The 13,958-nt window shown below is 54.6% G+C and carries 13 protein-coding genes; 1 reads left to right on the plus strand and 12 read right to left on the minus strand.

What is annotated here, in order from left to right; genetic code table 11:
- Positions 1-198: 198 nt before the first annotated feature.
- The 12 genes from HNR64_RS00625 to nrdR all read right to left on the minus strand — a co-directional run bounded on the left by HNR64_RS00625 (position 199) and on the right by nrdR (position 12,543).
- Positions 199-1,377 (minus strand): beta-barrel domain-containing protein, encoded by a 1,179-nt coding sequence (locus HNR64_RS00625; protein ID WP_239547460.1) that lies wholly within the window; start codon positions 1,375-1,377, stop codon positions 199-201.
- Positions 1,364-3,559, minus strand: coding sequence for an ATP-binding cassette domain-containing protein (locus tag HNR64_RS00630; RefSeq protein WP_204994706.1), 2,196 nt, complete (start codon positions 3,557-3,559; stop codon positions 1,364-1,366). The genes HNR64_RS00625 and HNR64_RS00630 overlap by 14 nt, the downstream gene beginning before the upstream one ends.
- 8 nt (positions 3,560-3,567) lie before the next feature.
- Positions 3,568-5,016, minus strand: coding sequence for a TolC family protein (locus HNR64_RS00635; RefSeq protein WP_204994707.1), 1,449 nt, complete (start codon positions 5,014-5,016; stop codon positions 3,568-3,570).
- A gap of 379 nt (positions 5,017-5,395) precedes the next feature.
- Complete coding sequence (gene purT, locus HNR64_RS00640) at positions 5,396-6,577, minus strand: formate-dependent phosphoribosylglycinamide formyltransferase (RefSeq protein ID WP_204994708.1); 1,182 nt, start codon at positions 6,575-6,577, stop codon at positions 5,396-5,398.
- Positions 6,578-6,611: 34 nt separating this feature from the next.
- On the minus strand, positions 6,612-7,085 hold the full coding sequence (locus HNR64_RS00645) for a phosphatidylglycerophosphatase A family protein (protein WP_204994709.1): 474 nt from the start codon (positions 7,083-7,085) through the stop codon (positions 6,612-6,614).
- Between the two features lie 6 nt (positions 7,086-7,091).
- The gene (gene thiL, locus HNR64_RS00650; protein WP_204994710.1) at positions 7,092-8,051 is read right to left on the minus strand and encodes a thiamine-phosphate kinase; all 960 of its coding nucleotides are present in this window, start codon (positions 8,049-8,051) and stop codon (positions 7,092-7,094) included.
- Positions 8,052-8,056: 5 nt separating this feature from the next.
- Entirely contained in the window at positions 8,057-8,536 is a 480-nt protein-coding gene (gene nusB / locus HNR64_RS00655) for a transcription antitermination factor NusB (protein ID WP_204994711.1), read from the minus strand.
- Between the two features lie 70 nt (positions 8,537-8,606).
- Positions 8,607-9,068, minus strand: a complete 462-nt coding sequence (gene ribH / locus HNR64_RS00660; protein ID WP_027873186.1) for a 6,7-dimethyl-8-ribityllumazine synthase — start codon at positions 9,066-9,068, stop codon at positions 8,607-8,609.
- A gap of 52 nt (positions 9,069-9,120) precedes the next feature.
- A complete protein-coding gene (gene ribBA, locus HNR64_RS00665; RefSeq protein ID WP_204994712.1) occupies positions 9,121-10,245 on the minus strand; it encodes a bifunctional 3,4-dihydroxy-2-butanone-4-phosphate synthase/GTP cyclohydrolase II in 1,125 nt (374 codons plus the stop codon).
- Position 10,246: 1 nt separating this feature from the next.
- Complete coding sequence (locus HNR64_RS00670; RefSeq protein WP_204994713.1) at positions 10,247-10,909, minus strand: riboflavin synthase; 663 nt, start codon at positions 10,907-10,909, stop codon at positions 10,247-10,249.
- Entirely contained in the window at positions 10,909-12,054 is a 1,146-nt protein-coding gene (ribD, locus tag HNR64_RS00675; RefSeq protein WP_239547402.1) for a bifunctional diaminohydroxyphosphoribosylaminopyrimidine deaminase/5-amino-6-(5-phosphoribosylamino)uracil reductase RibD, read from the minus strand. Before ribD ends, HNR64_RS00670 begins: the two co-directional genes overlap by 1 nt.
- A 6-nt stretch (positions 12,055-12,060) precedes the next feature.
- Positions 12,061-12,543, minus strand: coding sequence for a transcriptional regulator NrdR (nrdR, locus tag HNR64_RS00680; RefSeq protein ID WP_027873190.1), 483 nt, complete (start codon positions 12,541-12,543; stop codon positions 12,061-12,063).
- A gap of 166 nt (positions 12,544-12,709) precedes the next feature.
- On the opposite strand from nrdR, the gene HNR64_RS17430 reads away from it, so the two are divergent.
- Entirely contained in the window at positions 12,710-13,957 is a 1,248-nt protein-coding gene (locus tag HNR64_RS17430; RefSeq protein WP_204994714.1) for a transglycosylase SLT domain-containing protein, read from the plus strand.
- Position 13,958: the final 1 nt, after the last annotated feature.

Genomic DNA, 13,958 nt, shown 5'->3' on the forward strand with positions numbered 1-13,958 from the left:
CACGTCAATACCCTATAAAGTTGCTCGAAAGATTTTATCTTTAATTAAATCTTTTCGCTTTCCAGTTTGTTACAGCGCACTTTAATGATGCACTATTAACAATCTAATTTAATATTTAGAGCGAGACCACACTTTATTTTTTGAGTTTTTATAGCATAGTACAATGCCATAAAAACGCTACAAGATAATAAAACTTTTTTAGCGCTCGGTTAGTGCCTCGGCACTGCCGCGACGCAAGGGCTTAAGAATATACTGCGCAACCGTTCTATGGCCGGTAATAATCTCCGCCGTTGCTGTCATACCCGGTATCACTTCTATTTTTTCTTGCTTCGACGCCTCGGGAAACTTAGTGATTTTTACTTGAGCGCGATAGTAAGGGTCTTCATTTTGACGCAGATCTTCATCAATGGTGTCAGGACTCACATACACCACCTCACCTTCCAGCGCGCCATAGATGCTGGAGTCGTACGCATCTAGCTTTACATTCGCTCTGAGCCCCGGTCTGACAAAGGCCACGTCTTTTGAGTAAATACGCACTTCTATTAGCAAGGGCTCGTCTGAGGGCACTATCTGCAACAGCTCATCGCCCGCTTTAAGCACCGCCCCCAAGGTGGTAATGCGAATATTTTTAACGCTACCAGCCATCGGTGCTCGAATAGTCGTGGCCGCCAACGCCTCTTGGCGCTGCTTGTAGATTTGCAAGGTTTGTTCCAATTCCGCCTGGGTGCTCGCCAGTTCTTTTTGTGCGTCGCGGCGATATTCATTTTGCCTGTTAGTAAGCTCAGCAGTGAGCTCAACCACTTGGCGTCGCGCCGATAACACTTCTGACTGAGAGGCATCACCCGTGCGCGCCAGCTGTTGCAAAGCGCTTAGCTCTTCCTGTGCAAGTCGCAGTGATTTTTTGACACTGACTCGCTCTTCGCGCTGCTGACGCAGGCGCCGCGTATGCAGGTTCTTTTGTCGTTCGGCGAGGTCGCTTTCCCTTGCTACGGCATCACTAAATTTCAGCGGCGTACCGTTGAGCTCAGCGCGTAAGCGTTCCACATTTGCCGTTAGATCCAATACTTTGGAGCGAGTCTCGGCTGCATTGGCGGCAAAACGCGTGCGGTCCAGCTCGGCTAGTATGTCGCCGGCATCGACAACATCCCCCTCCCTCACGGTTAGGCGCTCCAGCACGCCGCCATCAACAACCTGCACTATTTGGGAGCGGCTTGACACGATAACCTTACCCGTTGCACGGACCTGCTCATCCAGCACCGCCCAATTGGCCCAAGCCGTTGCGGCAAGAGCCAAGCTTATTACGGCAATGAAGACGCGTGAGGTATTAGCCAGCTGAATTGGCCGAGCGCGTGCAAATAACTGCTCATTTAGGCTCATGTTCACCTCGCACTCCATTAGAACCCAGCTCGCTGGCTTGCGTACTATTTTTAATGATTTCCTTATCCGCGAGTATTTCGCCGTTTTGCACCATTAATGCTCTATCAGCCAGTGATAACCAGGATTGTTTGTGCGTGGTATAGATCACGGTGGTATCTGCTGGCAGTGATGAAATAACATCTATAAGCTTTTTTTCTAACTCAGAATCAAGGTTTGCGGCAGGTTCATCCAGCAGCCATATTTTTGGATTTTGTAGCAGCACTCTTGTCAAACCAACAACCTGTCGTTGCCCACCAGACATACCTGCCCCCCCCTCGGATATAGGTAGCTGCAATCCCATTGGGTGACGTTGCACTGCTTCTAACAACCCTGTTTTATCAAGCGCTTCTACTATTTTTTCCTCATCGGGCATGCTCATGCCTAGTGTAAGGTTGTCCAGGAGCGTACCGGACACAAGCCTTGGCTCTTGCGGTAGGTACCCTATAACGGACCTTAACCAACTCTGGCGGCAATGTTCGTAGTCGAGCCCTGCAACTCGTATATTGCCTTTGTTTGGCGTTGCAATCCCGGCGATAATCTTTAACAACGTCGATTTTCCGCTGCCGTTTTTTCCAACCACTGCGACACGCTCGCCGGCATTAATGGTTAACGCCGGACATTCAAACTGTGGAATTTGCGAACCGGTGTAGCTGTAAATTATATCCTCAATCGTAATATCTAAGGGTAGCGACTGCGTGTTCGCTTCACGCTGCTCATTTTCATCTGAGGGGCTATCTAGGACGCTATCAAGCACCTTTAGCGCGTAGCTAGAATGATGCCAACGCAGTAGTAAAGGCGAGATATTCGAGATTGTTGATAGCGCCCGCCCACCCAAGATCGAGCATGCAATGAGCCCCCCCATTGTTAGCTCACCCGTTTCGATCACATACACACCAGCGATTATGATCGAGATATAACTCAGCTGCTGAAAGAAGCTATTCGCAATTTGCGCTGCGGACGAGACGTAATTCAGCTCTTCATTTTTATCGCAGGACTCACGAGTCGCATTTAGCCATAGATCAGAAAAACGCGCCTCACCACCTTGTGACTTTATAATCTCTCCCGCAGAAACCGCTTCGTATAGCATGCCTTGCTTTCTGACAATGGCATCCGTATTTTCTTTTTGAAGACGAGAGATTGGACGGTATGCCACTAGGCCAATCACGACATTCACTATGACCAATACTGCCGGTACTATCGCAACCGGCCCGGCTATTAAATATATAGCAAGTATAAAGAGCACGATGAAGGGCATATCGACAATAGAGAATAGCGTCGATGACGTAAAAAAAGACTTAACCGATTCATAATCGCGGATCTGCGCAACCAGTGACCCCTGCCTCGTGGGTCGCCTGTCCAGCTTTAGGCCCAGCAAGCGTTCAAATATATAGAGCGATAACGCCTCATCCAGTCGCTTGCTGGTAGCGTCCATAATTTTTAAACGAATTAGCTTGAAAATTGCATCGAAGGTGTAGGCCAGCAACATACCTGCAGCAAGAAACCACAACGTCGCATAGGCAAAATTAGGCACCACTCTATCGTAAACCTGCATTACGAAAAGCGATGCCAGTATTGCAATAAGATTTATAAATATGGAGGCAACAGCAATCCTCAGAAACATCGGCTTATGTGCCTTGAGTGCCGCAATCATTGCCGAGGTAGCCACCTTTCTCGCGGGCACATCGACTGAGCACTCTGCATCAGCCACAAAAGGTGCCGTTGGCACAAGTACCTCAGGGTTTGCTGGCAGGTCTAAAGGCTCGACACCGAGCCACTTTATAATTGCAGGACTGGTCCCCTCGGGGAGTCTGAGCACCACCCCAACACCGCCATAACCCATAACCCAAGCTGGCAACTGTGCACTTGTAAGTAGATCCAACCTTGTTGTAGAGACTGCATGCCCCTTGAATAGCGACTTCCATGCGGCAATCAGGCGGTCGCGGCTGGTATTTGCCGTGACCTGCCCCCAGGCCTGCTCGGCTTCGTGCTTGGAGGCGTGCAAACCTCTGCGCCTTGCCATGTCCATTAGCGCTTTAGCGGCTAAGGGCATTGAAATATCCTGCTCATCGCTTGCCAACTCAGCGGGTGTAGGTCTTGCTTGCACTTCAACTTCAGCGGTGGATTCGGCGAGATTACTAGACATACTTTGACCTACTGCTCCTGGAGCGCTAATTCAATAGCCGGTGCTCCGGCATCTAATCGAGACCACATCATTCCGTGAAGGGCCAAACGCGTATTCGCCGACCAATAGCTCTTTTTAATTGCGGAAATTTGCAGCAAGGCTTCGTGCGCCTCGCGGTGAGCGTTCAATACTTCTAACCACGCCTTTCTGCCCACTTTAAACTGCCTTAAAAAGCTATCGACTAAGTTCACTGCCGCGCGCGCCGCTTCCACTTGCGCGTAAAACTGCTCTTGCGAGGCATTGCGTTCGGAATACGCGCTGCTGACGATGTCGGTGACATCACGTTTGGAATAGACCAAATCTTGCTCTGCGCCGTGCAAACGCTGAAGAATTGCCCGGTAACTGTTATACCCTTTGAGGCCACTGTCGCTGGAAAACTGCAGTACCAATTGCGTTGACGAGTCCGGCGTGAAATCCCCAGCAGATTGATCGAGCTGCGTGCTGTACTGCAAGCTCAACTGCGGATAAACCGCCGACTTAGCCACTTTTACCCGTGCTTTTTGCAGCGCAATTTCGGCGCCTGCGAGTTGTGGTGCGGGGTGGTACTTGATTGCTCGAGCATCAAGTATTTTGAACATCTCTTCATGGGACAAACGATAACGCTCAGCGGGCCAGCGCACCTCTCGCACAGAACGATGCAACAAAGACTCCAAGTGAAGGCGACTGCGCAGCAATACCGATTTACTGGCCTGTAAGCCAGCCCGCGCCTGACTGAGCCGGGTCTGGGCGGTTTGAATATCAGCCTCCGGAGACACCCCTAACGATGCACGACGACTAATCGTATCGAGCAAGGCCTGAAGATTATTGATATAACGCGCCCACAGTTGCCCCTGCTCTTTCGCCAGCACAACATTCAGATAGGCCTCGCTGGTGTCTAAAGCCAAGTCCAGGCGCGTTTGATTCAGTTCGGCCAAAGCGCGATATTGTCCCGCTTCGGCCTCTTTTAGCTCTGCGGAGGTGCGCCCGCCCATCCACAACGGCTGAATAATATTGACCGTTGTGGCAGAGGCATCGTTACTCGCCTGGCGAGCCGTGACCGACATATAGGGGTAAAAGCCGCTGCGCGCCCCCGAAATTTCAAAGCCCGTCGCCTCAACCTCGGCCAGCGCCCGCACAACATTTGGGTGCTCACTCCACACGCTGGCTAACACCTGACCCAGGCTGAGCGCATCGGGCTTATCAGCGTCTTCGGAATACAGTTGGACACCAACGCTTATCTCACCGTTGGGTGCCATGGGCGCAAAGGCATAGGAATTGAGAACCGCCTCCTGGTCACGCGACGGCGGGGCCATTGAGCGCAGCATGACTTCTGAATAGAGCACGCCTCTCTGACTTTTCGCCGGCATCTTCGCCGATGATTCGGGGGTCGTCGAGCAGCCAGCCATCACCACGGCTGCCACGCTGCTGAGGAGTATCATCCCCCTACGGATAGCGGCGACAGGCCGGGGAAATAATCGATTTGTTGTTATCTGGGGCATACCACCAACTTAACCATTCCATGGGTTGGTGACACAGGGAGGTATAGACAGCGAAAATCACGACTGGATTCTCACATATTGCACACTATCCCTGTGCACCTTCGCACCCACCGACATCCTCGTCAGCGCCCCAGCCTGGGGGATCGGCACGAATCTTCCGCTTTAAAAAGAGTGATTGTTTTATAACCACCCAAAAAAACGATCCGCGATACTAGCAGACCGCCCTATACCGCGCAAACAACTGCACACAAGTGCAAATTAGCGCATTGCCATAATATATACACAGCCAATTTCTGCTGGCAAGCCTAGATGGCGAGTATTACAAATTTATTTTCACCGCCTCACTCGCAGCAATGGCTTTCGCCTTGGCGTCGTTTACATCCACGCCGCGTGCCAGGGCAACCCCCATTCTTCGCTGGCCATTCACCTCTGGTTTGCCGAAGAGCCTCAGCTGGGTATCACTTTCTGCCAAGGCTTTATGGAGGTTGTCGAACCGCGTCGCGTTGGAAACGCCATCGACCAAAATCACCGCAGAGGCCGACGGCCCATGGTTAGCAATGTTGGGGATAGGCAAGCCGAGAATCGCGCGAGCGTGCAGAGCAAACTCTGACAGATCCTGCGAAATCAGTGTGACAAGCCCCGTGTCATGGGGGCGCGGGGACACCTCACTGAACCACACCTGATCGCCTTTTATAAACAGCTCTACACCAAACAGTCCCCAACCGCCGAGCGCGGCGGTGACGGATTCTGCAATAGACTTCGACGCCGCCAACGCCGCCTCAGACATCGCCTGGGGCTGCCAGGACTCTCGATAATCACCAGCCTCCTGACGATGACCAATAGGCGCACAGAAGCTGCAGCCATCGCGGTGCCTGACAGTGAGCAGGGTAATTTCGTAATCGAAGTCGACAAAGCCTTCAACGATTACCCGCCCCGCCCCCGCGCGTCCGCCCTGCTGAGCATAGTCCCAGGCCTTAGAAAGCTCTGATGCACTGCGCAGCAAGCTCTGCCCTTTGCCGGATGAGCTCATAATGGGCTTAATCACGCAGGGAAAACCAATCGCCTCAACCGCGACACAAAAGTCATCATAGTTATCAGCAAAGCGATACGGGGACGTTGCAATATCCAGGGTTTCTGCCGCCAGGCGCCGTATCCCTTCGCGATTCATGGTGAGTTGCGCTGCTCGTGCACTGGGCACCACATTAACGCCCTCGCGTTCAAGCTCTACCAGCACATCGGTCGCTATCGCTTCGATTTCTGGCACGACGTAGTCGGGCTTCTCTAGTTCGATAACCCTGCGCAGCTCGTCGCCATCAAGCATTGAAAAACAGTAACTTCGATCAGCCACTTGCATGGCCGGCGCATTTTCGTAGCGGTCACAGGCGATAACCTCAACCCCCAGGCGCTGCAACTCAATGGCGACCTCTTTGCCCAACTCGCCTGAGCCACACAACAGAACCTTGCAAGCACTGCTACTAAACGGCGTACCGATGGAAACCATACCTAGCTACCCTTAAAACTTACATATACGCTGATCACAGCAAAAGAAACGCCAACTGCAACACCACAAAGGCATAAAAGCCTGCCAATACATCGTCGACCATAATCCCTAAGCCACCGTGTACTTTTGCATCAAGCACACGAATCGGCCACGGCTTCCAGATATCAAACAGGCGAAATAATGCGAAGCCGGCCACAACCCAATACCAACCCTGAGGCAGCAAAAACAGCGCGATCCATAGGCCGACAAACTCGTCCCAGACGATGCCGCCGTGGTCGTGCACGCCCAGGGCCCGCGCCGTTTCACCGCAAAGGTAAACGCCTAACACAAAGGCCGCGACCACCACTAAAATGTAGCTACTGGGCGGCAGGTACTGCAGCAAATACCAAAGCGGCAACGCCGCTAGCGAGCCAAACGTGCCTGGGGCCTTGGGCGACAAGCCGCTGCCGAAGCCCAACGACAGTAAGTGTGTTGGATGGCGCAAATAGCTAATCGGTATCTTTTTCATAACGCCTCAAAAATGTTGGTATCCCGCAGCGGTCTCATAGACGACGCCCTCGGCATCCAGGCACTTGAGCCCGGCGCCATCAACAACTTCCCCGATGCAGTGCAGTGGCAATGCTAAGGTTTTTTCCAGTGCGCGGAGGTGGGCCTGATATTCCCCAGGAACAGTAAAACAAAGTTCGTAATCATCACCGCCGGACAGGGCATAGTCGACGCCTTGCGCAACATCGCGCAACCCCATCGCCACGGGCAGCCTCTCGGTATAAATGATGGCGCCCACGCCGCTTGCTCGCAGAATGTGGCCAAGATCGGCCACTAAACCATCGGAGATATCGACTGCCGCATTGGCTACGCCGCGCAGTGCCTGGCCTAAGGCCAAACGCGGCAATGGGGAATGGTAGCGCTGCAGGTAGCCTTGCTGAGCCTCTGTTGGCGAGAGACTTTCAAGATAATCTAAGGCGGCTCTCGCACCGCCCAGCTCACCGGAAACATAAACAAGGTCTCCGGGTTGCGCGCCATTACGCAACAGTGCCTGTCCTCTGGGCACGCTGCCCATGACTTGCAGGCTAAGGCAGAGCGGGCCGCGAGTGGTATCACCACCCACCAAGGAAACGCCATAGCGCTCGGCCTCGGCGGCCAAAACGCGGCTAAACTCCGCAAGCCAACTCTCGTTAAGCTCCGGCGCAGTCAGTGCAAGCGTAAAAGCCTCAGGGTGGGCACCTGCCGCCGCTAAATCACTGATGCACACAGCCAGGGAGCGCACCGCCAGCTTCGCCGGCGCGTAGTGACAAGGAAAATGCACCCCCTCAACCAAGGTGTCCACCGACAACACCAGTTCGTCATCTACTGCCAGCGAGAGCACCGCACAGTCATCGCCGATGCCATGACGAACAAACGGTGTCGTCCGTGACAGGGGCTTAAAAAAGCGCTCGATCAGCGCGAATTCACCGGGGCGATTCGGCGTTGTCATCTAACTTAGCCGTCGCGCCGTTTTTTCTCAGCGCCAACTTCCAGCTCACGTGCGCTCGCCGCGACTTGATCTAACACACCATTAATGTAGCGATACCCATCCGTCGCACCGAAGCGCTTAGCGAGGTTTACCGTTTCGTTGATCGCCACCTTGTAGGGCACGTCGATACGGCACAGCAACTCGTAGCACCCCATGTACAACAGGCAGAGTTCGATGGGGTCCAGGTCATCGAGCTGGCGATCGAGGTGAGGCTCAAAGGCCGCCTGTAGCTCGCTCAGTTTTGCCGGAATGTTGTGCAGCAGCTCGTGGAAGAAGGCCTTGTCGACATTCTTCATGTCGTAGTCTATCTGGAACTGCGCCTCAATAACGTTTAGAGGCTGAGAGGCCATTTGCCACTGATAAAGTGCCTGCAAAGCGTAGTGTCGCGCTTTGCGACGGGAGGCCGCCAGCTGATTTTTGGCGTGTTGCTCGGGGCGATTGGCCACAATGTTACTCCAACTATAAAGAACCGGTGCGAACGAGTTGCCGCACCGTATTACCGCTCGTTAACCGCGTTTAAATCTGCTTGAGCAGGTTGACCATTTCGATGGCCGACATCGCAGCCTCTTCACCTTTATTGCCGGCTTTAGTGCCCGCGCGCTCAATGGCTTGCTCGATGGTATCGACGGTCAAAACACCAAAGGATACGGGCACATTGTACTGCATTGACACCTGCGCCAAGCCTTTAGTGCACTCGCCCGCCACGTATTCAAAATGCGGGGTGCCGCCGCGAATGACTGCACCGAGTGCGATGATGGCATCGTACTTTTCAGTGGCGGCCACTTTTTGGCAAACCAGAGGAATTTCAAACGCACCCGGCGCACGAATGATCGTGATATCGTCTTCGCTAACACCGTGACGACGCAGTGCATCGCAAGCGCCTTCCAGTAGGCTTTCCACAACAAAGCTGTTCCAGCGACCCACTACAATGGCGAAAGAGCCCGCCACACCCGTAAATGTACCTTCGATTGTTTTCATAACCGTTCCTTAAATGTATTCAATAAGCCTAGCGCCGACACCTCAACTGCGCTCAGGCAAAATCCTCGGGGCTGACAAATTCAACGACTTCCAGGTCGAAGCCTGAAATAGCGTTGTACTTCACTGGCGCGCCCATCAGGCGCAATTTGCCGACACCAACATCGCGCAATATCTGCGAGCCCAAGCCGATATTAAAGTAGGTATTTTGGTACTGCGCACTATCTCCCTGCTGGGGCGACTTCACACCGCGCGCAATATCCAGTTCGGCAAGAATATCCTGGCCCTGCTCGCGATTCGCCAGCAATACCAATACGCCGCCCTGCTCCGCCAAAACCGACAAACTGCGGTGCATATTCCAGCCGGTCGTCGAGCCAGGAGGCTGCGCCTGCAATAAATCGCGAACCGTAGAGCCCAAATGAACACGGGCCAAGGTAGGCTGCTCGGCGTCGATGTCGCCTTTTTGCAGGGCAAAATGCACCTCACCAGCCACTGAATCGCGGTAGGCGTGCAGAATAAACTCACCGAAGTCGGTATTGATGGTGCCGCTGCTCAGCTTTTCGACAGTCTGCTCATTAAGCACCTGATAATGGATAAGGTCGGCAATCGTGCCCATCTTCAGGTCATGCTCGGCAGCGAAGGTCTCGAGGTCTTCGCGGCGCGCCATCGTGCCGTCCTCGTTCATAATTTCACAGATCACACCGGTGGGCTCAAAACCGGCAAGCTTAGACAAATCACAGGCCGCTTCAGTGTGCCCAGCGCGGCTCAATACACCGCCGGGCTCAGCCATTAGCGGGAAAATATGACCCGGCTGAACAATGTCTTCCGCCACGGCATTGCGGGCCGCGGCGGTACGCACCGTGTGCGCGCGATCGGCGGCGGAAATGCCCGTCGTCACGCCCTCGCGCGCTTCTATTGACAGCGTAAATTTAGTACCAAAGCCAGAAGCATTGCGGTCTACCATCAGCGGCAGCGCAAGCTGCTCGCAGCGCTCGCGCGTCATTGGCATGCAAATCAAGCCGCGTCCATGGGTCGCCATAAAGTTGATATCCTGCGGCCGCACACACTCAGCAGCCATCACCAGATCGCCTTCATTCTCGCGATCCTCGTCATCCATCAAGATCACCATCTTGCCGAGACGGATGTCCTGAATCAGCTCTTCTACTGTGCTAAATGCCATATCATTTCGCCTTCATAAAACCATTTTCGGCCAGCGTGGCCATTGTAATTCCGCCGCTATTGCCGTGATCAGCCGCCGCGTTGAGCAGGCGCTCCAAATACCGTGCAATAACGTCTACTTCCAGATTAACCCTGCCCCCAACGGCATACTGCGCAATAATCGTTTCGGCCGCGGTATGGGGCACAATATTCAAATCAAAGGTCGCCCCGTCGACACGGTTTACCGTTAAGCTTACGCCATCGACACAAATCGACCCTTTGTGGGCGATATATCGGGCTAGTTCGTCCGGCGCTTGAATGCGCACATTGATTGAGCGCGCATCCTTTTTCATTTCCACTATTTGCCCTACGCCGTCGACGTGACCACTAACGATATGCCCGTCAAAGCGGCTGCTCGCGAGCATCGCCCGCTCAAGATTGACCGCAGCGCCAACACTGGCCTGGGCAAAATTGCTATGGGCCAGCGTTTCCCGGGACACATCTGCCCAAAAACCATCGCCGGGGAGTTCTACCACGGTTAAACAAACACCGTTCGTGGCAATGCTGTCTCCAAGCTTAACCTCGGCCAGGGGCAGCGAGCCGGTACGAATATACACTCGCTGGTCGCCATTGCGAGGTTGCATTGCGGCAATTTCGCCAACCGCTTCAATAATCCCGGTAAACATCAGTTTTGCTCAACCTCTGCATCAACCACCTTTGGTCGACAGTGCCAACGCCAGTCACCCCCGATAGCGCGGCCGTCAATAATTTCTATGCGCTGTTTGTCGGCCATATTCTGAAGCGGCAAGGCCGCCAAACCCCGAGCCTCGCTTCCCAGCATGCAGGGCGCCACGTACACAAACCAATCATCAATCAAGCCTGCCTGCAAAAATGCGCCGGTCAGCGTTGCGCCGGCTTCCAGCATCAACTCGTTGCAGGCCCGCTCAGCAAGGTGTTGCAGCAGCGACTCCAGACATACCCGGCCGCGGTCGTCCGCGGGCAGGCGCTGTATCTCTGCACCAGCAGCTTGTAGCGCCGCGGCCTTCGCGCCGTGATCGCTTACCGTTGCAATGAGAACATCGCCCCCACCTGAAAACAGCTTGGCACCCGGCGGGGTGCGCAGCTGCGAGTCCAAGATGACTCGCAGCGGCTGCCGCCATATCCCACCTTGATAATCGGCCAACGGCGAGCGAAAACTGTCCGGCCGCACGGTGAACGCGGCGTCATCGTCGATAACTGTGTCCACGCCACTGACAATGGCGCAGCTCTGCGCGCGCAGTCGCTGAACATCAGCTCGTGCCTCTGGCCCCGTAATCCACTGGCTTTGCCCATTGGCCATCGCCGTTCGACCATCGAGGCTCATGGCCGACTTGGCCGTCACCCAGGGTCGCCCTCCCGCAATGCGGCGAATGAAACCCCGGTTTAATGCACGAGCTTCCTCTTCCAGCAGTCCACATTCTACGTCGATATTTGCCTCGCGCAGCATCGCGACACCCCGCCCAGCCACCAACGGATTGGGGTCACCGGTTGCGATCACCACCCGCGTGACACCGGCGTTTATCAGCGCCTGAGCGCAGGGCGGTGTACGGCCAAAATGGCTGCATGGCTCGAGCGTGACATACGCCGTGCAACCTGTCGCGTCGTCGAGCTGGGCCAGCGCATTCACCTCCGCGTGTCCTTCTCCGGCGCGCTGGTGCCAACCCTCGGCCACCAGCTGCCCCGAACGGGTCACCACGCACCCCACTCGCGGGTTCGGGCTCGTTGAATAACGACCGCGATCCGCCAACTGCAGGGCACGCGCCATCGCTTGTCGGTCGCTGAGGGAGGTCATCGGGACTTACTTCAACTTATTGAGGTCGACGCCGCCGGGCTCGGCGGACAAACGGTCGATTTCGGCTCGAAACTCATCAAGATCCTGAAAGCTGCGGTACACGCTGGCAAAGCGCACATAGGCAACGTGATCCAGCGCTTTCAGCGCCTCCATCACCTGCTCACCAACGTCGCGACTATGCACCTCACGCTCACCAGTGGCTTGCAGCCGCCGCTTGAGGTCACTGATCTCCGCTTCAATGCTCTCAACACTGACCGGGCGCTTCTCCAGCGCCTTGAGAATACCAGAGCGCAGTTTCTCCTCGTCGAAAGGTTCGCGGGAGCCGTCCGTCTTGATCACTTTTGGCATTAACAGCTCAGCGCTCTCGTAGGTCGTAAAGCGCTCGCTGCATGAAAGGCACTCGCGCCGCCGACGCACCTGACCACCCTCAGCCACCAGGCGAGAATCAATCACTTTGGTATCGTCGAAACTGCAAAATGGGCAGCGCACAAAAATGGCCCTCCAAAAACGCAGAATTCTAGCAGCTCCGCTACTTCAGTGACAGTACAAGCACAAAAACCAACCGCGTTATGCTGGCGATTAGGGCTTGCGATACCAAGCAGCGACGTTAGAATCGGTATTTTGAGCATGAATATAATTAACGCAGGGATCCCGCGTGTCAAAAACAAACCGCAATAACCTCCTTGGCCTGTGCCTACTGAGCCTGGCCGCCACGACCTGCTTTGCCCAAGACAACGCCTTTGACGACAGTGCATTCAGCGACTTTGCCGGATCCTTGAGCGCAGAGTTTGCCGAGTTCGAGGCTGCTCAGACACAGGAATGGGATAGCTTCGTCAGTGAAATCCGCGCTGAGCACGACGCTTTTATCGCTGATTTAGAGCGCTACTGGGGCAATGAAACCGAGAGCAGCGACCGCAGCAAATGGGTGGAGTACGCAAAGAATCGCCGTATTAAACGCACCGTCGACTTTGAAAAGAATCAAATACGCATCTCCGTGCTGGGCACACCGGCCCCTGAGGAGATGCAGCGCATCGTCAACCAGCAGCTACAAGCCGCGCTGGAGACGCGCAGCGACCAGGCGAACCAGGAATACCCCATTGTGGCACGCATGCAGGAAGCGGCTTCAGCACCGAAACTGCCACCTGTGCCCGTGGTAGCGGAGCTCAAAGAGCTCAGCGGACAAAAAACCGCCCCCAAAGCCGCCGTAGCATTGGCGAAAAAAGCCAAGATCGATGTTGTTGAGATTAAGCCGGCACCCGCCAAAAAGAAGGCAACCGCGCCAAGCAAACCGAAGCGCAATAGTACCGCAGCCGCACCCAAGGAAACCAAAGCCACCGTCGCGGTGATCGACCTTTCCGAGAGCTGGCCGGTGCGCCGCGCCCGGAAATACAGCGATGCCGTCACCCGCTTTGCGGCAGAAATGGACATTCCCCGCTCACTGGCCTTTGCCATCATGTATACCGAAAGCAGCTTTAACCCGGTCGCGGTGTCGCCGATCCCGGCCTACGGATTAATGCAAGTGGTACCGGGCAGTGCTGGCCGTGACGTGACGAAACTGCACTTCGGCAAAGAGCGCCTGCTCTCCCCCGACTACCTGTTTACCGCCGACAAAAACATCGAGGTCGGCATCGGTTATCTCAATATTTTGGACAAGCGCTACCTACGTAAAATTACCGACCCGCTGAGCCGAAAATACTGCACGATTGCTGCCTACAATACTGGGGCAGGCAATGTCGCCAAGGCATTTACCGGCAAACTCAACATTTCCAGAGCGTCGAAAATCATCAATGAGATGTCGCCCGACGAGGTCTATAACACCTTGCGCACCAAGCTGCCCTACGAAGAAACGCGCAAGTACATCAAAAAAGTGACCGCCGCCGAAAAACAGTTTATGAGCTTGTAAC

This window comes from Spongiibacter marinus, from assembly GCF_016906995.1.
Taxonomy (GTDB): domain Bacteria; phylum Pseudomonadota; class Gammaproteobacteria; order Pseudomonadales; family Spongiibacteraceae; genus Spongiibacter; species Spongiibacter marinus.